The sequence below is a fragment of the Pseudomonas jilinensis genome, assembly GCF_003586265.1.
Taxonomy (GTDB): Bacteria; Pseudomonadota; Gammaproteobacteria; order Pseudomonadales; family Pseudomonadaceae; genus Halopseudomonas; species Halopseudomonas phragmitis.
In genome coordinates this window covers 36,214-54,605 of record NZ_QJSA01000003.1, presented here as the reverse complement: position 1 = coordinate 54,605, position 18,392 = coordinate 36,214, and the positions used below count along the sequence as shown (strand labels likewise).

Below are 18,392 nucleotides of genomic sequence, written 5' to 3'. Positions count from 1 at the left end.
TCGACGAATGGAGCAGTTGTCACAGTCTGGCACAGTCGGGCCAACCGTGTATGAATACCCAAGAGTGGATGATTTGGGCGTGGCAGAGAAGTATCTGGTGCGGGTTTCGCCACGGCGAATGCGCTGGCATAACCGGCTTGCATACCGGCAGTCGGCGCTAGGGAACTGATGTGCAATGGCGACAGTCCAGAGTCTGTATTAGTCTGAAACAGACACGGACAGCCCCGCAAAGGAGGACCCCATGGCTGATGCAAAGAAAGAAGCGAACGGCAAGGAGCAGGAACTGGAGGCCAGCAAGGAGGCTTTGATGGCGGCCTATCGGGATTTGATGGAAGCCAAGGAGCATTTTACCCGCGCTGCCGAAGCAGCCGGACTGGACCTGAAGCAGGAAGCCACCGAGCAATTGCTCAAGGGCAAGCACAAAGCTGAAGAGCTTGGCCAGGAAGCCAGTCGTTATTTGCAGGAAAAACCCCTGGCGAGTGTGGGTATCGCCTTTATTGCCGGGTTTATCTTTTCCCAGCTGTTTTCCCGTCGATGAGTGCTCAAGACCCGGTACAGGAGCCGGCCGGCAATGCTGCCGGCCTGGCTGATGCGAACGAGCTGCAGGCCTGGCTCGACTGGGCACGGCAGGCATTGGCAGCCGGTGACACTCTGGGAAGGTTGTTTCAGGCCGAACTGCGGCTGGCGCTGGCCGATGCCCGCCGGCTGTTGCTGATTGCCCTGGCGCTGCTGCCGCTGCTGCTGATGAGTTGGCTGGGGCTGTCGGTATTGTTCGGCTGGCTGGTTTACCACTACAGCGCTTCGATGCCTTGGGCCATTACCGGTTTTATTGCTCTGCAGTTGCTGTGCATCCTGGCTTTGCTGGGGGTGGCGCAGAGCTATCGGCGGCATTTGCGCCTGCCGGCTACCCGTCGCCATGTGCAGGCCTTTCTGGAGGGTGCCCGGCATGTCCCGCAAGCAACTGACCATTGAGCTGCAAGGCCTTGAACAGGAACTGGCGCAATGCCGTGGCCGGCTGTTGCTGGCATCACGCCAGCGCCTGGCGGCGCTGGAGCGGGTGCCTGTGCCAGTTCGTCTGGGCGCCGCGGTGCTGACGGGCTGGCTGGTCGGGCGCTTGGCCCAGGCCAGTCAGGTTGGTGTCTATCGAGCCTATCTCGGCGGCCGGCGGCTTTGGCGCCTGGGCGGGCTACTGGTGCCGGTACTGGGCTTGCGACTGCGCGAGTGAAGCGCTCGGCAGTCTGGTTCAGGCTGGCTGTTCGGGTGCCCGACGCCCCAGGATCAGGGCGCTGATGATCAGCACGCCACCCAGCAACATGCGCAGGGTTGGCTGTTCGGCGAACAGCATCCAGGCGAACAGAATGCCGTAGACCGGTTCCAGCGCAAAGAACAGTGAGGCGACGCGGGCCTTGAGGACACTGAGGCTGGCGACGAACAGGCCGTGTGCCAGGCCGGTGCACAGCAGCCCCAGCAGCGCGACCCACAACCAGTCCAGCGCCGGCATGCTGATCAGTTCGACACTGGCCAGCGGCAGCAGACACAGCAGAATGACCAGATTTTGCCAGCCCGCGACCTGCACGGCATGCAGCTTGCCGGCGGTCAGTCGGTTACCGACCGACACGGCGGCGAAGCAGAACCCCGACAGCACGGCCCAGAGCAGCCCGGTGGTGGCCTGATCACCAAGGGTGAAGCTGGGCGTGACCAGAATCAGGCCGCAGCACACCAGTGCCACCTTGAATAGCTCCAGGCGGCTGGGGTGTTCACGCCAGAATATTGCCTCAAGGATCACCACAAAGGCCGGGAAGCTGGCAAAGCCCAGGGTGGCGATGCCGACGCCAGCGATCTTGACCGCATGAAAAAAGGTTAGCCAGTGAATCCCGAGCAATACCCCGCACAGCGCCAGTTGCAGAAAACGTCGGGGATTGATGCCGCGCACGATCGGCAACCGTAGCAGCCGGGCAAACAGCAGCAGGGCCAGCACTGCGAACAGGGCGCGGCCAAGCACGATGGCCTGCGGTCCGGCCTGGGTCAGTTTGCCGAAAATCCCGGTCAGGCCGAACATCAGGGCTGCAACGTGCATGCTGAGCAGCGCACGGCCGTGGGTCATCTGGGGCATGGTTACATCCTTGCTGCGGGTGATCAGACGGCGAGTGTCGCGTGTGGGCGGTAGGCGAGCGATGGTGTACGGTGGTCGTCTGCCAGGCCGGCGGCTGCCAATCAAACGCCGAACCGGCAAGTCTAGCGGCTCTGCAGGTCCATGGCTATGTTCGGGAGTTGCTGACTGGCTCTCAGTGGCAGCTGGTTTCTGATGTTATATTGATTTCAGACAATAAGCGTATGGGCATCCAGAGGTGGTCGATTGACTGACGAAATCAAGGGCCTGCACCAGTGGATGGAGCGTTTTAGTGAGGCGGAACTGCCAGCCATGGCAGTGGTGGTACATGATCTGCTGCGGGTTTCCCAGCAGGAGAACGCATCGGTCAAACAGTTGGCGGATATCCTGTTGCGTGATGCAGCATTGACCTCCAAGGTCCTGCGGGTCAGCAACAGTGTGTACTGTAATCCGGGACGCGAAGTTGTACGGACCATTTCCCGGGCGGTGGTGGTGCTCGGGTTCGAGCAGGTGCGGATGATCGGCTTGTCGATCAGCTTGCTCGACACCTTGGGCAAGGGGGCTGCCAGTCAGCAACTTCAGAGCCTGCTGGCGCGCTCCTTCCATGGCGCGGTGCAGGCCCGCAATCTGGCCCAGTACGTAGCGCTGGCGCACAAGGAGGAAGTCTTCATCGCCGGCTTGTTGCAGCATCTGGGTGAGTTGGCGTTCTGGAGCCTGGCTGGCGAATCGGCTGAGCAGTTGGCCGAAGCTCTGGCCGTGCCGGATATTGATCGCGACAAGGCGGTGCGCCGGGTATTGGGCTTCAGCTTTGAGCAGTTGACCCAGGGTCTGCTGCGCAGCTGGAATCTGGGTGATATTGGTCATCTGATCCAGTCCGGCCGTGACGCCCGAACTCCAGCGGCGCGGGCCCTGGCCATGGGTAGTCGGGTGGCCGAGCAAGCGCAGGGCGGCTGGCACTCGGAAGGTTTTCAGGCATTGATCAAGCCATTGGCCGGACTGATTGGCAGCAGTCCGGACGAAGCTCTGCAGCAGGTGCTGGCCAGTGCCCACGAAGCGGCGGACATCGCCGCCGGTTGCGGAGCCCATGAACTGCAGGCCTTGATTCCCAGTACCGAGGGTGTGCCGCTGGATCTGGCCGGCTTGCTTGAGCAGGAGGCGGTGGGCGTGGCCGCCAGGGCGACCATCAGCGAGCCGCTGCTACAGGGCAATGTCGATCTGCTCAAACTGTCGATGCAAAACATGGCGCTGATGGTCAAAAGCCCGATCAATGTCGAAGCTATTTTGTCGACGCTGATGAACGGGCTGCATCTGGGTGCCGGGCTGGAACGGGTGATGCTGGCGGTGTTGGCTGACAACCAGAGTCGGTTCAAGGCCAAACGGGTGGTCGGCAAGGGAACTCAAGCCTGGTTGAGCGGCTTTGATCTGTCGTGCAGTCGAGCGCATGAGCATATTTTTGGCTATGCCCTGCGTCAGCGTGAAGTGCTGTGGATGGGTACTCCTGCCACCTGCAGCCTTGAGGATCTGAGTGACCAGCGGATCCGCGAATATTTTGGCGACGGCATGTTCTTTATCGCCCCTATCCTGGCCGGTAACCGTGAGATCGGGGTGCTGTATGCCGATATGCGGGTATCTGGCCGCGAGCCCAGTGAAGCCCAGTTCGCAGCGTTCAAGCGCTTTACCGAGCTGACCGGGCACTGTCTTCAGGCCCTGGGGCGGCGCGGCTGATCAGCCCGGCGGCAGGCAGACCCCGGTGCCACCCAGGCCACAGTAGCCGCCGGGGTTCTTGTCCAGGTACTGCTGATGGTAGTCCTCGGCATAATAAAAAGTAGTGGCTGGCAGTATCTCGGTGGTGACCGGGCCTTTGCCAGCCTGGCCCAGTGCATCAGCAAAGCGGGCCTTGCTGGCCTCGGCTACAGCACGTTGATAGGGGTTGAAGACGTAAATGCCGGAGCGGTACTGGGTGCCGATATCGTTGCCCTGGCGCATGCCTTGGGTCGGGTCGTGGGATTCCCAGAACACCTTCAGCAGCTCATCCAGACTCAACTGCTCCGGGTCGAACACCACCAAAACCACTTCATTGTGTCCGGTCAGACCCGAGCAGACTTCCTCGTAGGTTGGGTTGGGCGTCAGTCCAGCGCAATAGCCAACGGCGGTGGTGTAAACCCCGTGTAATTGCCAGAAGCGACGTTCGGCGCCCCAGAAGCAACCCATGCCGACAATGATCTGCTGTAACCCTTCGGGAAACGGCGGCTTGAGCTGTGTGCCGAGAACCGTATGGGTGTCACTGGTCGGGATTGGCTGATTGCGTCCCGGCAATGCCTCCTCTTCACTGGGCATGCGCAGTTTGTGTTCCGGTATTTGCCGGTGAAACATGATGCTGATCCCCTGTAGTCAATGTTCCGGAGTCATGATGCGCCTGGGGTATTGGGCTGTCCAGCCTGGGACCCGACGTGACCGTTGCAAGGTATGATGACGTCAGAGCCTTGTCTCGCTGTGAGGAGGTTGTCTTATGTCTGATACTGTTCATCCGCTGCAGCCGTTGTTGCATGACGAAATCCCTCTGACCCGTGCCCTGGGGCTCGAAGTGGTGAGCTATCAGGCCGGCACGTTGACGCTCAAGGCGCCGCTGGCGCCCAATGCCAATCACAAGGGTACGGCGTTTGGCGGCAGCTTGTACTGCATGGCGCTGGTCGCGGGCTGGGGCTGGTTGCATCTGGCCCTGCGCGAAGCCGGTATTGATGACGGCCATGTGGTGATCCATGAGGCCCAGGTCAAATACCAGGCGCCGGTTGAAGGTGAGTTGGTGGCGGTTTGTGCGCCACCGCCAGTCGAAGCCTGGGAGCGCTTCGTGGCAATGTATCAGCGCCGGGGCCGGGCCCGCATCAGTCTGGATGCCCGAGTGCTGGGGGAGGGTGGAGATGCGCTGCGTTTCAGTGGCCAGTTCGTATTGCAGCGCTAGAACCTCAACGACTCAGTTCGCCACGTTGCTCCAGCAAGTCGCGGACCAAGTAGAGAGCGGCCAGGGCGCGGCCCTCGCTGAAGGTGTCGCGCTCGGTCAATTCCGCCAGAGCGTATAGATCGACGCTGTCGACCCGAATCGGCTCGGGCTCATCGCCGGGCAGGCGCTTTTCGTACAGGTCACGGGCCAGCACCACGGCAATTCGCTGACTCATATAGCCGGGTGAGAGTGACAGGTGGGTGAGGTATTCCAGGCGCTCGGCGCCGTATCCAGCTTCTTCCATCAGTTCCCGGTTGGCCGCATCCAGTACGTCCTCACCGGGCTCGACCAGTCCTTTGGGTAGCGACAGTTGGTAGTCATCGGTGCCGCCGCAATACTCTTCGATCAACAACGCAGTACGCGGATCCTTGAGTGCCACTACCATCACCGCACCATAGCCCTGACCTTTGTTCACCAGCCGCTCATAAGTGCGTTCGACGCCATTGCTGAAGCGCAACTGGACCTGCTCCACGGTGAACAGGCGGCTTTTGGCGACGATCTTGGCTTCCAGTGTTTCGGGCTTCTGCGGCATAAGGGCTCCGTGGTGGTCGGCGGCAGGCTCACGTATCATAGCCGCTCATTCACGGCAAACCCAACCGCTCATGCTTAATTGGAACACCATTGACACCGTATTGCTGGATATGGACGGTACCCTGCTCGATCTGCACTTCGACAACCACTTCTGGCTCGAGTACCTGCCGCAGCGTTACGCCGACCATCATGGTCAGTCGTTGGCCTGGGCCAAGGCCGAGATCTATCCCCTGATGCAGGCCAAGCAGGGGCAACTGGACTGGTACTGTCTGGATTTCTGGAGTCGTGAACTGAGCTTGCCAATCACCGCGCTCAAGCGTGAAGTGGCGCACCTGATCAGTTTGCGTCCGGATGCCGATCTGTTTTTGCAGGCCCTGCAGCGAGCCGGCAAGCAGGTGATCCTGATTACCAATGCGCACCGCGAATCGTTGTCACTGAAAATGGAACGGGTCGAACTGATGACCTATTTCCAGCGTCTGATCAGCTCCCACGACTTCGGCTTTCCCAAAGAGGCCCAGGCCTTCTGGCAGGCGTTGCAACATGAAGTCCCATTCGATCCCGAGCGCACCCTGTTTATCGATGACAGCCTGCCGATCCTGCGTGCGGCGCGTGAGTACGGCATCGCGCAGCTGCTGGCGGTGCGCCAGCCGGACAGCCGGGGCGCACTGCGTGATACCGAGGAGTTTGATGCGGTAGAGGAGTATGCCCAGTTGGCGGGGCCGCTGTTGAGCACACCCGACGCCTGAGTTAGCCCTTGCCCCGGGTGCGGGTCTGATTCGGCCGGGCGTTCTTTTCGATGTACTGGATGATCAGTCCGGCGATATCCTTGCCGGTGGTGGTTTCGATGCCTTCCAGGCCGGGTGAAGAGTTGACCTCCATGACCACCGGGCCATGGTTGGAACGCAGAATGTCGACCCCGGCCACACTCAAACCCATGACCTTGGCCGCACGCACGGCGGTCATGCGTTCTTCCGGGGTGATCTTGATCAGGCTGGCACTGCCGCCGCGGTGCAGGTTGGAGCGGAATTCGCCGGCCTTGGCCTGACGTTTCATCGCCGCGATCACCTTGTCGCCGACCACGAAACAGCGGATGTCGGCGCCGCCGGCTTCCTTGATGTATTCCTGGACCATGATGTTGGCCTTCAGGCCCATGAAGGCCTCAAGCACCGACTCGGCCGCCTGCTCGGTCTCGCACAGCACCACGCCAATCCCCTGGGTACCTTCGAGCAGCTTGATCACCAGGGGTGCGCCGCCGACCATGCTGATCAGGTCGGGGATGTCATCGGGTGAGTGGGCGAAGCCGGTAACTGGCAGACCAACGCCCTTGCGGGCCAGCAGTTGCAGCGAGCGCAATTTGTCGCGTGAGCGGCTGATCGCCACCGATTCGTTGAGCGGGAACACCCCCATCATCTCGAACTGACGCAGTACCGCGGCGCCGTAGAAGGTAATAGAGGCACCAATGCGCGGAATCACCGCGTCGAACCCGGTCAGCTCCTGCCCCTTGTAGTGGATCGAGGGCTTGTGACTGGTGATGTTCATGTAGGCCCGCAAGGTGTCGATCACCTGCATTTCATGGCCGCGCGCCAGCCCGGCTTCGACCAGCCGCCGGGTGGAGTAGAGATTACGGTTGCGCGACAGCACCGCGATTTTCATGGAAATGTCCTTCAGCCTTCAATAAACAATGAGGTTTGCGGCTTATCCTGGACAAAGCGTAGTCCGGGATTGATCACCAGTTGGCCATCGAGCATGGCGGTACAGCCGAGCAGAACCCGGTAACGCATGGCTTTGCGGCAGGTCAGGGTGAAGTCGACCCACCAGCAGCGATCACCCAGTACCAGTGGCGTGCGGATCACATGGCGCTCCTGAAGCTGACCGTTGGAGCTTTTGACCCGCTTGAAATCCACCAGTTGCGCCTCACAATACTGTTTGCGCTGCTTATTGCGGCTGCCGATGTGGGCGTTGAAGTGCACCCAGGGCTGACCATCGCGCTCGAACGTCACGATGTCGCTGGCGTGCAGAGCCGAGGTTTTGGCTCCGCTGTCGACCTTGGCCATGACCTGGTCGATCCCCAGCCCCGGCAGCCCGATCCATTCACGCAGGCCTATCACATTCAGATGGTCGAAGGTTTTCATCGGCTGTCTCCCTGTGCCGAAACAGCCTGGGTGGCAGCCGGCAATACCGCCTGTCGGCGGCTGGGTGCGGGTACCCCGCTCCAATGGCGCGCATCATGGGCCAAGACGCAGCGTTCGACAAGTCTGCCGGCGGCCCTGTTACACTCGTGTGAAGCCTGTTAGCGAGATAGCAGCGAGACAACTATGGCAGAGGATGACAAGGTTCGCCTGGACAAGTGGCTCTGGGCGGCGCGTTTTTTCAAGACCCGGGCGCTGGCCAAGGCCGCGATTGAGGGTGGCAAGGTGCAGTGTGGGGGTGAGCGCTGCAAGCCTTCCAGAGAGCCACGGGTAGGCGACCAGCTACAGATTCGCCAGGGGTTCGACAACCGAACGGTGATTGTCCGGGCGCTCAGCGTTCAGCGTCGGGGGGCTCCCGAAGCCCAGTTGCTGTACGAGGAAACCGCCGACAGTATTCGCCTGCGCGAGGCGGCGGCTGCTCAGCGCAAGGCCATGGGCGCCGGGCTGATGATCAGCGAGCAGCGTCCGAGCAAGAAACAGCGGCGGCAGATTCACCGTTTTCGCGACGAGCGCAATGCCGACAACGGCGATGGCTTGATATAATCGCTTCTTTTTCGCAATGAGCTGATTCTTGATGCAGTCCCTGGATACCACCCAACGCTTTCTCTTCGAACATGCCGATGTGCGCGGCGAGATGACCGCGCTTGATCAAAGCTATCGGGAGATTCTGGCCAAGCACGATTACCCTGAGCCGGTGCGAGCGCTGCTGGGCGAGATGCTGGCTGCTGCCGTATTACTGTCGACCACCATCAAGTTCGATGGCCTGCTGGTGTTGCAAGCACGCTCCAATGGCCCGCTGTCGACTCTGATGGTCGAATGTTCGAGCAGTCAGCAGGTGCGCGGCATTGCGCGTTACGCCGATGATCTGGAAGGTGACTGCCTGGCTGAACTGATGCCTGACGGTGTACTGGCGATTACCATCGACCCCGAACAGGGCCAGCGCTATCAGGGGATCGTGTCTCTGGAAGGCGGCTCGCTGGCTGAGGCGCTGAACAGCTATTTCGAGAACTCCGAGCAGTTGCCGACCCGTTTCCGGTTGCTGGCTGATGGGCGTCTGGCACGCGGCTTCCTGCTTCAGGCCCTGCCGGCTGACCGGCAGAAGGACCCCGAGCAACGGGCGCTGACCTGGGAGCACCTCAATGTTCTGGCCGATACCCTGACCCCGGAAGAGTTGCTGGCGTTGGACAATGCCGTATTACTGCACCGGCTGTTCCACGAAGAGGATCTGCGGCTGTTCGATACCCGCCCGGTGAGTTTCCACTGCAGTTGCTCAAGCGAGCGCTCGGGGCAGGCACTGGTCAGTCTGGGCCGCCACGACGCCTTTCAATTGCTTGAGGAGCAGGGCGGTAGTGTTGAGGTGGACTGCCAGTTCTGTAACAACCGCTATCGGTTCGGGTCTGCTGAGCTGGAGGCGCTGTTCAGCGATAGCGAAGAACACGCCCGGAGCCTGAACTAGAGCGATAGCGAACCTCTATTGGACCGATTGATGTCGGTCTGGAGCTGGGCTTAGCGCACTTGACTTTTTTTTGGCATAATGGCGCGCCTGCGCGCTGACCCAGCGCTGATTTGTGAGCTGTATAAACCTTTGATCTCCCGTGCTGAGGCCGTCTACCGGTCTTGAAGTAGAGTTCGGTCAAAGCCGAAGAGGATGATGTTTGATGACGCAAGCTACCAACACCGTTTATACCGATCTGAGCATCGCTCACCTGGTCGAGTTGGCGATCCAGCGCAATGAGGGTCAGTTGGCCGATACCGGCGCCCTGGTGGTAAAGACCGGTGCCCGCACCGGCCGCTCGCCGATGGATCGGTTCATTGTCGAAGAGCCGAGCACCCAGAACGCCATCGCCTGGGGACCGATCAACCGCCCGTTCCCGGCCGACAAGTTCGACGCACTGTGGGCTCGCGTGGCGCAGTACCTGTCGAGCAGCGAAAGCTTCGTATCGCATGTGCATGTTGGTGCCGACCCGGAGCACTACCTGCCGGTAGTGATGACCACCGAGACCGCCTGGCACAACCTGTTCGGCCGTACTCTGTTCATCAATCCGGCCCAGTTCAACCCGGCCGGCAAGGACAACTGGCAAATTCTCAACGCCCCGCATTTCGTTTGCGAGCCCGAGCGTGACGGTACCAACAGCGATGGCTGCGTGATCATCAACTTCGCCCAGCGCAAGGTGCTGCTGGCTGGCATGCAGTACGCCGGGGAAATGAAGAAGGCGATGTTCTCGGTACAGAACTTCCTGTTGCCGGCCAAGGATGTATTGCCGATGCACTGTGCCGCCAACGTTGGTGACGACGGTGATACCACCCTGTTCTTCGGTCTGTCCGGTACCGGCAAGACCACCCTGTCGGCCGACCCGGCGCGTAACCTGATTGGCGATGACGAACACGGCTGGGCCGAAGGCAGTGTGTTCAACATCGAAGGCGGCTGCTACGCCAAGTGTATCGATCTGTCGGAAAAGAACGAGCCGGTGATCTGGAAAGCGATCAAGTTTGGTTCGATCATCGAGAACGTGATCATCAACCCGGAAACCCGTGTTGCCGATTATGCCGACGTCAGCCTGACCCAGAATACCCGCGTTGCCTATCCGCTGGAGCATGTCGAGAAGCGAGTGATCGCCAACCGTGCTGGTGAGCCGAATGCGATCATTTTCCTGACCTGCGACCTGACCGGGGTGCTGCCGCCGGTGTCGATCCTCAACAACGAGCAGGCTGCCTATCACTTCCTGTCCGGTTACACCGCACTGGTCGGCTCTACCGAAATGGGTTCTGGCGGCGGCATCAAGTCGACCTTCTCTACCTGCTTCGGCGCACCGTTCTTCCCGCGTCCTGCCGGCGAGTACGCCGAGCTGCTGATCAAGCGGATCAACGCCTTCGGCAGCAAGGTCTATCTGGTCAACACTGGCTGGACTGGCGGCCCCTACGGCACTGGCCAACGCTTCAGCATTCCGACTACCCGGGCGATCATCGCTGCGGTGCAGTCGGGTGCGCTGATCGGCACCGAGACCGAGCACCTGCCGCTGATCAACCTGGATGTGCCCAAGGCGGTCCCGGGTGTCGACACCCAACTGCTGAATCCGCGCAATACCTGGTCCGATCCAGCGGCCTATGACGCTGCCGCCCGTGAGCTGGCCGCCAAGTTCATCGAAAACTTCAAGAAGTTCGAGGTGTCCGAGGCCATCGTTCAGGCTGGTCCGCAGCTGTAATCAGCCGCTTCGGCTGGAAAGAAAAACCCGCCTTTGTGCGGGTTTTTCGTTTTTGCCAAGTCATTGTGCCGGATCGGAAATTTTGGGGTTGACAGGCGCTCTCTGGACGGTAAAATGGCGCGCCTCAGCAGGGGGAATGTGACACCAACCGCAGTCTCCTCTGAGGGTTCTCAAGGTAATTCCGCGATAGCTCAGTCGGTAGAGCAAATGACTGTTAATCATTGGGTCCCTGGTTCGAGTCCAGGTCGCGGAGCCAACTTGCTGAATATCGGGGTATAGCGCAGCCTGGTAGCGCGCCTGCTTTGGGAGCAGGATGTCGGGAGTTCGAATCCCCCTACCCCGACCATTTTTCAGAATATGGGTCGTTAGCTCAGTTGGTAGAGCAGTTGGCTTTTAACCAATTGGTCGTAGGTTCGAATCCTACACGACCCACCATTTTCTCCCCCTGTTTTCTCTTTCTCTTCATTTCTCTGTTTGCCTTACTTGAAAGCATCGCCCACTCGGGCCGGCGAATCCATGGGCGTTGATCAAACAGGTCGATCTTGGTTGTAGCCGCTCAAGCTGTCTGAATACTGTCCTCGCTGTCGGCTCCGCTAGATAAATGCTGCACTCGCCTGGCCCACAGAAACAGTCCCAGTCCGGCCAGAGCGGTCAGCGCACCGATATAACCGGTCACGGTCCAACCCATGCCAGCACTGATCGCCAGCCCGCCGAGCCAGGGACCCAGGGCGTTGGCGATGTTGAACGCGGCATGGTTGGAGGCGGCGGCCAGAGTCTGGGCGCCCTCGGCAATATCCATCAGGTGTGTTTGCAGCGCCGGCCCCAGGGCGATCATGGTGCCGACTGCAAAGATCGCCAGCAGGGCGCTCCAGGGCTGCTGTGCGGCCAGCGGAAAAACCAGCAGTACCAGCGCGCTCCAGATCAGGATCCAGGCCACCGCGCGAAAGCGCAGGCGGTCGAACAGCCGGCCGCCGAGGTTGTTGCCGACGATGCAGCCGGCACCGAATACGGCCATGGCCAGCGGAATCCAGCCCTTGCTGAGGCCTGTCACCTCCAGCAGGGTCGGAGCAACATAGCTGAATACGCAGAACATGCCGGCGAAACCGATGGCGCCAATCGCCAGTGCCAGCCAGATCGGAGCCCGGTTGAAGGCCCGTAGCTCCTCGCTGGGGTGGTTGCGTGGCTCGTTGCGGTCCAGTGGCAGAAACAGCGCCACCATCAGCACCGTGATCAGGGCAATCAGGCCGACCAGCACGAAAGCCAGGCGCCAGCTCAGGGTTTGCCCCAGCCAGGTGGCCAGAGGGTTGCCAATCAGAATGGCTACAGTCAGGCCAGCCAGTACCCGGCTGACCGCCTTGGCTCGCTGGCTGGGCGGCGCCAGCGATGCGGCCACCAGCATGGCGATACCGAAGTAGGCCCCGTGCGGCAACCCGGCCAGAAAGCGGAACAGCAGTAGACTGGGGTAGTCCGCCGCCAATGCGCTGGCAAAGTTGCCCAGCGCAAAGCAGCCCATCAACAGCAGCAACAGATGGCGGCGAAACAGCCTGGCCCCGAGCAGGGCCAGAGCAGGAGCGCCGATCACCACGCCCAGAGCGTAGGCGCTGATGACATGGCCGACCTGAGGTTCGCTGATGCCCAGATCCTCGGCAATGGTGGGCATCAGGCCCATGATGGTGAATTCGCCAGTACCAATGGCGAAGCCGCCCAGCGCCAGGGCGAGCTGAATCAGAATAACGGTACCGCGCGCAAGAGCGGGCGGTGTTTGGGCATGACTGGGCATGACTCAACCTTGTGAGTGAGTGGATCAAGCGGGTGCTGAGTTGTTATTGGCGTGGACCGCCGCTGCGCTGAGCGGCGGTTGGCGGCGGCCCGGTCGGGCCTCCAGGTTCAGTGCAGTTTGAGGCGTGGTTCGGTACTGCGCCCGATCCGGTCGCTGAGCATCAGCAGCAGGGTGCGGGCAACGCCGTACAACGCCATCTGGTGCAGGCGGTAGAGCGAAATGTAGAACATTCGCGCCAGCTTGCCTTCGAGCATCACGCTGCCGGTAAGGTTCCCCATCAGGTTGCCTACCGCGCTGAAACTCGACAGTGAGATCAGTGAGCCGTAGTCGCGATAGCTATATTGCTGCAGGGGCTTGCCGTCCAGCAGTCGGCGCAGGTTGGCAGCCAGCAGGCTGGCCTGCTGGTGAGCGGCCTGAGCCCGCGGCGGCACCAGTTTGCCGTCCTCGTCGGTGGGGCAGGCGGCGCAGTCACCAAAGGCGAAAATGCGCTCATCCAGGGTGGTCTGCAGGGTGCGCTGCACCAGCAACTGATTGATCCGGTTGGTTTCCAGTCCGAGTCCGGCGAGAAACTGCGGGGCGCGAATGCCGGCGGCCCAGACCTTGAGCGAGGCCGGCACCTGTTCGCCGTTGGCCAGCAGCAGATGGTCGGCGGCCACTTCCTTGACCGGAGAGCCGGTCAGCAGCTTGACTCCCAGGTCGCCGAGGACTTTGGTTACCGGGCCACTGATGCGTTCCGGCAGGGCCGGCAGCACCCGCTGGCTGGCCTCGATCAGGGTGATGTTGAGGTCTTCCGGGCGAATCCGGTCCAGGCCGTAGGCGCGCAGCAGCCGAGCTGCATGGTGCAGTTCGGCGGCCAGCTCGACGCCAGTGGCTCCGGCGCCGATGATTGCCAGATTGATCGGCTCGTTGGTGGTGCTCAGTCCTTCATTAGCCTGGGCTTTCATGTACTGGTTGAGCAGTAGGCGGTGAAAGCGCTCGGCCTGGTCTCGGGTATCGAGGAACAGGCAGTGCTCGGCCGCACCGGGGGTATTGAAGTCGTTAGTGGTACTGCCGACGGCGATCACCAGATAGTCGTAACCCAGCGTGCGTTGAGCGATCAGCTCGTCACCTTTGTCGTCGGCAATAGCCGCCAGGGTGATTTCCCGGCGTTCGCGGTCCAGCCCGCACATACGCCCGAGCTGAAAATGGAAGTGGTTCCATTTGGCCTGGGCGACATAATTGAGTTCGTCTTCGGTGGAGTTCAGCGAGCCGGCGGCGACTTCATGCAGCAGCGGCTTCCAGATGTGGGTCATGTTGGCGTCGACCAGGGTGATCCTGGCGCGCTTTTTCTTCCCCAGTTTGCGTCCCAGCCGGGTGGCCAGTTCAAGACCACCGGCGCCGCCACCGACCACCAATATACGCGGTAGGGCTTGATCCATTTGTGCGTTCGACATGTGCAAGACTCTTGAAATGAGTGAATCTGGCGTCAGTCGAAGCGAGCAGACTCGGGCTCGGGGGTCACCCCAGAACCAGAGTGGACAGGTAACGCGCGAGCAGGCCCATGGCGACCACCGCACCGAGAATGACGGCCAGCAGCAGCCAGACATTGAACGGCTTGCGTTCAACCTGGTGATGCGGGGCGCTCAGGTATTCATCGACCCGTTTTTGATCTTCGGGATACAGACGGCTGGGCATGGCATAACCTTTTTGTTCTTGGCGCAGTTGGGGGCCGCGCGGACAGGCTTGGACTGACTATGCCGGCAGTGTAGCCCCTTGTGACAAAGATTTCATCCGCCAAAAGTACTCACTTGGGAGCGGGTCCTTGGTCGGCTGTGGCTGATTGGCCGGGTTTGGACTGTTATCATCAGGCTCTGACCACCACCGGGACTCGTCATGCTCGCTGCCCACCTGCTCAGCACCAGTCAGATCGTCATCACTCTGTTGCTCTATGGTCTTGCCCTGTTGTGGGCGCTGGCGCGGGTGTCCTGGGTTGAGCTGCTGGCCGATAGTCGGCGTCAGCATCTGTTCTACGGTAGCGTGTTTGTGCTGGCCGTGCTGTGGCTGGTACGCCGTGAGTTCGATAGTGGGCTGACCTTTCATTTCATCGGCCTGACCGCCGTCACCTTGCTGCTCGACTGGCAACTGGCAATTCTGGCCGGTGCGCTGGCGCAGCTGGCGCTGATCGCTCTGGGCGTGGATGACGCGGCGGCGATGGGCGCCAATGGACTGCTGCGAATCCTGTTGCCAGTGCTGGTCACGGTATTGATCCTGCGTGGCCTGGAGCGCTTTCGGCCGACCAATTTGTTCCTGTATATCTTCATCAGCGGCTTTTTCGCCGCAGCACTGTCGGCCGCGGCGGTGGTGCTGGTTGGCATGGGGTTGTTGAGCTGGGGCGGCCAGCTCAGCGTGCCGGATACGGCGCTGGAGTTTTTCGGCTATCTGTTGCTGGTGATGTTTCCCGAAGCCTTTATCAACGGTACCGCCGTCACCGGGCTGGTGGTGTTCTACCCGCAATGGGTGGAAACCTTCGACAGTGATCGCTATTTGCAAGAGCCTTATGATTCAGGTGATCAATAGTGATATGTGTCAATATTAATGTTTGTATGATTGTGCTGAAATGACGGTGTGTCTGGTAATGATCTGAAACCCAGCAATGGAGGTAGTCAGCATGTCAGTATATGCATTGGCCAAGACGGTTGTTGAGCAAGGTGTCGAACAGGCCCGGGAAGCCGGCTACGGTGAGCAGGATCTGGCCCGGGCGTTGATGAACGAGGTGATCGCCATCTACAAGCGCGAACGCAGTCTGGCGGATATCGCCCATGAACTGCAGTTCCTCGCCGAGAATCTCGACGAGGATCAGGATTATGCCTTTATGCGTCCCTAGGGCAGGTTGACCTCAATCACCCCATCGGCACTGACGGTAACATCGGCCTGGCCGCCTTCCACGCTTGGCGAGGCCATTTCCGCGTCGGCCATCATGGCCATCTTCGGGGCGCTGCGCAGTAGAATCGGCGGCATGAACTGGGTGTTCAGGTTCAGGTTGACGATCTTGTAACCGTTACCGCCCAGGCTCTGGCTGGCAATCTCGGCCCGGGCCTTGAACGCCTCGATGGCTTCACGAATCAGCTCATCCTCGGTAGCCCGGCGGCTGGAGGGCGACAGGCTGAACTGCATGTCGCCCAGGCTCAGGTCGCTGAGCAGCCGGCCAGTCAGGCTGGACAGAGCGGTGAAGTCGCTGCCTTCCAGAATGATCTCGCCGCGCTCGCGCCAAGCTACGATACGTGAGCGTTTTTCGTCGTAGACAGGTTGGCTACGGCGGTTGCCGCTACTGACCCTGATGCCTTCTACCTGGCGCGCGTTGTCCAGACCCTGATTCAGCTTCTGGGTGATGCGGTTGGCCAGGCGGGCTGGGTCGCTGTCCTGGTCTTCGGCGAACAGAGTGACCCGCAAGGTGTCATGATTGACCGACTGCTGAACCTCGGCCCGTAGCGCGACCTGGTTATAGCGAGGGCTGTCGGCCAGCGCATGAGTGCCGGCCAGAGTCAGGGTTAATAGCAGGGGTAGGGCAATAAGCTGACGCATGGGAACTCCTTGTTCAGTGGTCATGGCTCAGACTGGTGCGCAGGCCTCAGGTTCCGTGACCGCCCGTTTTTGACGACTTTGCAGGTACGCTGTGGGCTTGCTTTATGCGACTCTGTGTCGCACAAGTCTGCATTGGATCAACTCTATACTGGAGTCCTTCTGTGTCACAGCGGTTTCTCATGAGTCCCAACGCCCTGGCGCTTTCACCTTCCCGGCAGAATCTCTGGCGGTTGATCTTGATTCGTCTGCTGGTGCTGTTGGCGCAAAGCCTGTCGGTGGCCGGCGCCTATGTCAGCGGCTGGTTTCCGCTGCCCTGGACGGCGCTGCTGGTAACTCTGGGAGTGTCCAGTCTGGTCAGCATCCTGACCTTGTTGCGGCTGTCACAGCGCTGGCCTGTGACCGACTTCGAATACAGCCTGCAACTGCTGTTCGACATGATGATTCATAGCATTCTGCTGTACTACTCGGGTGGGCCGACTAATCCCTTCGTCTCCTACTATCTGGTGCCGCTGACCATCGCTGCGGCCACCTTGCCCTGGTTTTATACCGGATTTCTGGCCTGTGTGGCGGTGACCGCCTACAGCGTACTGCTGGTCTGGTACAAGCCGCTGGAAGCCTTCGAGCTGCCGGTCATGGCTGGGTTGGTCAATTTGCACGTGATCGGCATGTGGCTCAACTTCGCCATGAGCGCCGGGCTGATCAGTTTGTTCGTGGTACGCATGGCCGACGCTCTGCGTCAGCATGCCGAGCGCCTGGCCGAGCGCCGCGAACAGAGCATGCGCGACGCCCAGTTACTGGGGATCGCCAGCGTCGCCGCCGGGGCTGCGCATGAGCTGTCGACGCCGCTGTCGACCATGAGTGTTCTGCTCAAGGACATGCACAGTGATTGCCGTGATCCGCAGACCCGGGAAGACCTGGCCCTGCTTCAGGAGCAGGTGAAACTGTGCAAGGACAGCCTGCAACATATGGTCCGCAGTGCTGAAGACAATCGCCGCCAGCCGCAACGTCTGGAGCCGGTCGACCAGTGGTTGCGCAATCTGCTGACGCGCTGGCAGTTGATGCGCCCGGAAGCCTCTTGGCAATGGCTGCCGGTGCCGACCAGCTCGGCGCCGCAGGTGCAGGCCAGCCCGGAGCTGGGCCAGGCAGTGCTCAACCTGCTCAATAACGCTGCCGATGCCTGCGCCGAAGGGATTGAAATCACCTTGGACTGGGACCCGCAGCGGGTATGTTTGCACATCCGTGACCACGGCCCTGGAGTACCGCTGGATATTGCCGAACAGTTGGGAACCGCGTTTCTCACTACCAAAGGCAAGAAAGGATTTGGTCTGGGACTGTTTCTCAGCCTGGCCGCCGTGGAGCGAATTGGTGGCAGCGTACGGCTGTTCAATCAGGAAGGCGGTGGTACCCTGACCGAAGTGCTGCTGCCGATAGCAACCGAGGTGAAATCATGAGCGAAACGCTTGAGTTGGACGAACAGCCGTTGCTGTTACTGGTCGATGATGACCCGACCTTTACCCGGGTCATGGCACGGGCCCTGATCCGGCGTGGGTTGCGGGTCGAGACAGCGGCCAATGCCGAAGAGGCGATGCAGCTGGCTCAGGCCAACCGGCCTGACTATGCCGTGCTTGACCTTAAGATGGAAGGCGATTCGGGGCTGGTTTTGCTGCCCCGGCTGCTGGATCTTTATCCGGAATTGAAAGTGGTGATCCTAACCGGCTATTCCAGCATCGCCACTGCTGTCGAGGCGATCAAGCGCGGGGCGACCCACTATCTGTGCAAACCGGCCGATGCCGATGATGTGCTGACTGCGCTGCTGTCCGAACAGGCTGACCCGGAAACTCTGGTGCCTGAGCACCCGATGTCGGTGGATAGGTTGCAATGGGAACACATTCAGCGGGTTTTGGCCGAGCACGAAGGCAATATTTCCGCCACCGCCCGGGCCTTGGGCATGCACCGGCGGACGTTGCAGCGTAAGTTGCAGAAGCGTCCGGTAAGACGTTAAGCGCCTATTGGAGGCTGG

22 protein-coding genes and 3 tRNA genes are annotated in these 18,392 nt (G+C 60.7%); 16 read left to right on the top strand and 9 right to left on the bottom strand.

The features are described 5' to 3' along the window. Positions 1-241: 241 nt before the first annotated feature. Genes C2846_RS03795 through C2846_RS03785 form a run of 3 tightly spaced genes read left to right on the top strand, consistent with a single transcriptional unit; the run spans position 242 to position 1,225 of the window. Positions 242-538: a DUF883 C-terminal domain-containing protein gene (locus tag C2846_RS03795; protein ID WP_095624883.1), complete on the top strand. Its 297-nt coding sequence runs from the start codon at positions 242-244 to the stop codon at positions 536-538. After that, positions 535-972, top strand: a complete 438-nt coding sequence (locus C2846_RS03790) for a hypothetical protein (protein WP_119700722.1) — start codon at positions 535-537, stop codon at positions 970-972. Before C2846_RS03795 ends, C2846_RS03790 begins: the two co-directional genes overlap by 4 nt. Further along, positions 947-1,225, top strand: a complete 279-nt coding sequence (locus tag C2846_RS03785; RefSeq protein WP_119700721.1) for a hypothetical protein — start codon at positions 947-949, stop codon at positions 1,223-1,225. Before C2846_RS03790 ends, C2846_RS03785 begins: the two co-directional genes overlap by 26 nt. A gap of 18 nt (positions 1,226-1,243) precedes the next feature. Here C2846_RS03785 and C2846_RS03780 read toward each other — a convergent pair whose 3' ends face one another. Then, complete coding sequence (locus tag C2846_RS03780; RefSeq protein WP_080051660.1) at positions 1,244-2,104, bottom strand: DMT family transporter; 861 nt, start codon at positions 2,102-2,104, stop codon at positions 1,244-1,246. A gap of 285 nt (positions 2,105-2,389) precedes the next feature. Here C2846_RS03780 and C2846_RS03775 point away from each other — a divergent pair, with 285 nt between their 5' ends. Beyond that, entirely contained in the window at positions 2,390-3,835 is a 1,446-nt protein-coding gene (locus C2846_RS03775; RefSeq protein ID WP_080051661.1) for an HDOD domain-containing protein, read from the top strand. Here the strand turns inward: C2846_RS03775 and msrA are convergent, their stop codons facing one another. Beyond that, on the bottom strand, positions 3,836-4,486 hold the full coding sequence (gene msrA, locus C2846_RS03770) for a peptide-methionine (S)-S-oxide reductase MsrA (protein ID WP_177344566.1): 651 nt from the start codon (positions 4,484-4,486) through the stop codon (positions 3,836-3,838). 133 nt (positions 4,487-4,619) lie between these two features. On the opposite strand from msrA, the gene C2846_RS03765 reads away from it, so the two are divergent. Beyond that, positions 4,620-5,069, top strand: a complete 450-nt coding sequence (locus C2846_RS03765; RefSeq protein ID WP_080049490.1) for a thioesterase domain-containing protein — start codon at positions 4,620-4,622, stop codon at positions 5,067-5,069. A 4-nt stretch (positions 5,070-5,073) separates the two neighbouring features. On the opposite strand, the gene nudE is transcribed toward C2846_RS03765, so the two are convergent. Further along, positions 5,074-5,640: an ADP compounds hydrolase NudE gene (nudE, locus tag C2846_RS03760; protein WP_080049491.1), complete on the bottom strand. Its 567-nt coding sequence runs from the start codon at positions 5,638-5,640 to the stop codon at positions 5,074-5,076. Between the two features lie 70 nt (positions 5,641-5,710). Here nudE and yrfG point away from each other — a divergent pair, with 70 nt between their 5' ends. Further along, positions 5,711-6,385 carry a GMP/IMP nucleotidase gene (gene yrfG, locus C2846_RS03755; RefSeq protein ID WP_119700720.1) on the top strand — a complete coding sequence of 225 codons (675 nt, stop codon included), beginning with the start codon at positions 5,711-5,713 and terminating at the stop codon, positions 6,383-6,385. A gap of 1 nt (position 6,386) precedes the next feature. On the opposite strand, the gene rimK is transcribed toward yrfG, so the two are convergent. Together rimK and rimB are read right to left on the bottom strand one after the other, a co-directional pair. After that, on the bottom strand, positions 6,387-7,292 hold the full coding sequence (rimK, locus tag C2846_RS03750; protein ID WP_080049493.1) for a 30S ribosomal protein S6--L-glutamate ligase: 906 nt from the start codon (positions 7,290-7,292) through the stop codon (positions 6,387-6,389). 11 nt (positions 7,293-7,303) lie between these two features. Further along, entirely contained in the window at positions 7,304-7,771 is a 468-nt protein-coding gene (rimB, locus tag C2846_RS03745) for a retropepsin-like aspartic endopeptidase RimB (RefSeq protein WP_119700719.1), read from the bottom strand. A gap of 183 nt (positions 7,772-7,954) precedes the next feature. Here rimB and C2846_RS03740 point away from each other — a divergent pair, with 183 nt between their 5' ends. From C2846_RS03740 to C2846_RS03715, 6 genes are all read left to right on the top strand, one after another. Continuing rightward, positions 7,955-8,371, top strand: coding sequence for an RNA-binding S4 domain-containing protein (locus C2846_RS03740; RefSeq protein ID WP_080049495.1), 417 nt, complete (start codon positions 7,955-7,957; stop codon positions 8,369-8,371). A 31-nt stretch (positions 8,372-8,402) separates the two neighbouring features. Beyond that, complete coding sequence (gene hslO / locus C2846_RS03735) at positions 8,403-9,284, top strand: Hsp33 family molecular chaperone HslO (RefSeq protein WP_080049496.1); 882 nt, start codon at positions 8,403-8,405, stop codon at positions 9,282-9,284. 202 nt (positions 9,285-9,486) lie between these two features. Then, positions 9,487-11,031, top strand: coding sequence for a phosphoenolpyruvate carboxykinase (locus tag C2846_RS03730; RefSeq protein WP_119700718.1), 1,545 nt, complete (start codon positions 9,487-9,489; stop codon positions 11,029-11,031). Between the two features lie 180 nt (positions 11,032-11,211). Next, a tRNA-Asn gene (locus C2846_RS03725) sits at positions 11,212-11,287 on the top strand. Between the two features lie 13 nt (positions 11,288-11,300). Beyond that, a tRNA-Pro gene (locus tag C2846_RS03720) sits at positions 11,301-11,377 on the top strand. Positions 11,378-11,390: 13 nt separating this feature from the next. Further along, positions 11,391-11,466 (top strand) — tRNA-Lys (locus tag C2846_RS03715). Positions 11,467-11,587: 121 nt separating this feature from the next. Here the strand turns inward: C2846_RS03715 and C2846_RS03710 are convergent. From C2846_RS03710 to C2846_RS03700, 3 genes are all read right to left on the bottom strand, one after another. After that, entirely contained in the window at positions 11,588-12,811 is a 1,224-nt protein-coding gene (locus tag C2846_RS03710; protein ID WP_119700717.1) for an MFS transporter, read from the bottom strand. Positions 12,812-12,918: 107 nt separating this feature from the next. After that, complete coding sequence (locus C2846_RS03705) at positions 12,919-14,244, bottom strand: NAD(P)/FAD-dependent oxidoreductase (RefSeq protein WP_269434108.1); 1,326 nt, start codon at positions 14,242-14,244, stop codon at positions 12,919-12,921. Between the two features lie 64 nt (positions 14,245-14,308). After that, positions 14,309-14,485 carry a DUF3094 family protein gene (locus tag C2846_RS03700; RefSeq protein WP_080049499.1) on the bottom strand — a complete coding sequence of 59 codons (177 nt, stop codon included), beginning with the start codon at positions 14,483-14,485 and terminating at the stop codon, positions 14,309-14,311. 198 nt (positions 14,486-14,683) lie between these two features. Here C2846_RS03700 and C2846_RS03695 point away from each other — a divergent pair, with 198 nt between their 5' ends. Both C2846_RS03695 and C2846_RS03690 read left to right on the top strand, forming a co-directional pair. After that, positions 14,684-15,367: an energy-coupling factor ABC transporter permease gene (locus C2846_RS03695; protein ID WP_080049500.1), complete on the top strand. Its 684-nt coding sequence runs from the start codon at positions 14,684-14,686 to the stop codon at positions 15,365-15,367. A 91-nt stretch (positions 15,368-15,458) separates the two neighbouring features. Further along, a complete protein-coding gene (locus tag C2846_RS03690) occupies positions 15,459-15,674 on the top strand; it encodes a hypothetical protein (RefSeq protein WP_080049501.1) in 216 nt (71 codons plus the stop codon). Here the strand turns inward: C2846_RS03690 and C2846_RS03685 are convergent. Then, positions 15,671-16,372 carry an SIMPL domain-containing protein gene (locus C2846_RS03685; protein WP_080049502.1) on the bottom strand — a complete coding sequence of 234 codons (702 nt, stop codon included), beginning with the start codon at positions 16,370-16,372 and terminating at the stop codon, positions 15,671-15,673. The two genes, C2846_RS03690 and C2846_RS03685, sit on opposite strands and share 4 nt — an antisense overlap. 179 nt (positions 16,373-16,551) lie before the next feature. Between C2846_RS03685 and C2846_RS03680 the strand changes: the two genes are divergently transcribed. After that, complete coding sequence (locus C2846_RS03680) at positions 16,552-17,823, top strand: ATP-binding protein (protein ID WP_119700716.1); 1,272 nt, start codon at positions 16,552-16,554, stop codon at positions 17,821-17,823. After that, positions 17,820-18,374 (top strand): response regulator transcription factor, encoded by a 555-nt coding sequence (locus C2846_RS03675; RefSeq protein WP_080049504.1) that lies wholly within the window; start codon positions 17,820-17,822, stop codon positions 18,372-18,374. Before C2846_RS03680 ends, C2846_RS03675 begins: the two co-directional genes overlap by 4 nt. Positions 18,375-18,392 lie beyond the last annotated feature (18 nt).

Excerpts from the sequence above, each read along its gene's own strand:
- C2846_RS03765 (WP_080049490.1), top strand. The coding sequence starts at position 4,620 with ATGTCTGATACTGTTCATCCGCTGCAGCCGTTGTTGCATGACGAAATC.
- C2846_RS03705 (WP_269434108.1), bottom strand. The coding sequence starts at position 14,244 with ATGTCGAACGCACAAATGGATCAAGCCCTACCGCGTATATTGGTGGTC.
- C2846_RS03710 (WP_119700717.1), bottom strand. The coding sequence starts at position 12,811 with ATGCCCAGTCATGCCCAAACACCGCCCGCTCTTGCGCGCGGTACCGTT.
- C2846_RS03775 (WP_080051661.1), top strand. The coding sequence starts at position 2,390 with ATGGAGCGTTTTAGTGAGGCGGAACTGCCAGCCATGGCAGTGGTGGTA.
- C2846_RS03795 (WP_095624883.1), top strand. The coding sequence starts at position 242 with ATGGCTGATGCAAAGAAAGAAGCGAACGGCAAGGAGCAGGAACTGGAG.
- C2846_RS03690 (WP_080049501.1), top strand. The coding sequence starts at position 15,459 with ATGTCAGTATATGCATTGGCCAAGACGGTTGTTGAGCAAGGTGTCGAA.
- C2846_RS03685 (WP_080049502.1), bottom strand. The coding sequence starts at position 16,372 with ATGCGTCAGCTTATTGCCCTACCCCTGCTATTAACCCTGACTCTGGCC.
- yrfG (WP_119700720.1), top strand. The coding sequence starts at position 5,711 with ATGCTTAATTGGAACACCATTGACACCGTATTGCTGGATATGGACGGT.
- C2846_RS03700 (WP_080049499.1), bottom strand. The coding sequence starts at position 14,485 with ATGCCCAGCCGTCTGTATCCCGAAGATCAAAAACGGGTCGATGAATAC.
- rimK (WP_080049493.1), bottom strand. The coding sequence starts at position 7,292 with ATGAAAATCGCGGTGCTGTCGCGCAACCGTAATCTCTACTCCACCCGG.
- hslO (WP_080049496.1), top strand. The coding sequence starts at position 8,403 with ATGCAGTCCCTGGATACCACCCAACGCTTTCTCTTCGAACATGCCGAT.
- C2846_RS03785 (WP_119700721.1), top strand. The coding sequence starts at position 947 with ATGTCCCGCAAGCAACTGACCATTGAGCTGCAAGGCCTTGAACAGGAA.
- nudE (WP_080049491.1), bottom strand. The coding sequence starts at position 5,640 with ATGCCGCAGAAGCCCGAAACACTGGAAGCCAAGATCGTCGCCAAAAGC.
- C2846_RS03740 (WP_080049495.1), top strand. The coding sequence starts at position 7,955 with ATGGCAGAGGATGACAAGGTTCGCCTGGACAAGTGGCTCTGGGCGGCG.
- C2846_RS03680 (WP_119700716.1), top strand. The coding sequence starts at position 16,552 with ATGAGTCCCAACGCCCTGGCGCTTTCACCTTCCCGGCAGAATCTCTGG.
- rimB (WP_119700719.1), bottom strand. The coding sequence starts at position 7,771 with ATGAAAACCTTCGACCATCTGAATGTGATAGGCCTGCGTGAATGGATC.
- C2846_RS03790 (WP_119700722.1), top strand. The coding sequence starts at position 535 with ATGAGTGCTCAAGACCCGGTACAGGAGCCGGCCGGCAATGCTGCCGGC.
- C2846_RS03780 (WP_080051660.1), bottom strand. The coding sequence starts at position 2,104 with ATGACCCACGGCCGTGCGCTGCTCAGCATGCACGTTGCAGCCCTGATG.
- C2846_RS03730 (WP_119700718.1), top strand. The coding sequence starts at position 9,487 with ATGACGCAAGCTACCAACACCGTTTATACCGATCTGAGCATCGCTCAC.
- C2846_RS03695 (WP_080049500.1), top strand. The coding sequence starts at position 14,684 with ATGCTCGCTGCCCACCTGCTCAGCACCAGTCAGATCGTCATCACTCTG.
- C2846_RS03675 (WP_080049504.1), top strand. The coding sequence starts at position 17,820 with ATGAGCGAAACGCTTGAGTTGGACGAACAGCCGTTGCTGTTACTGGTC.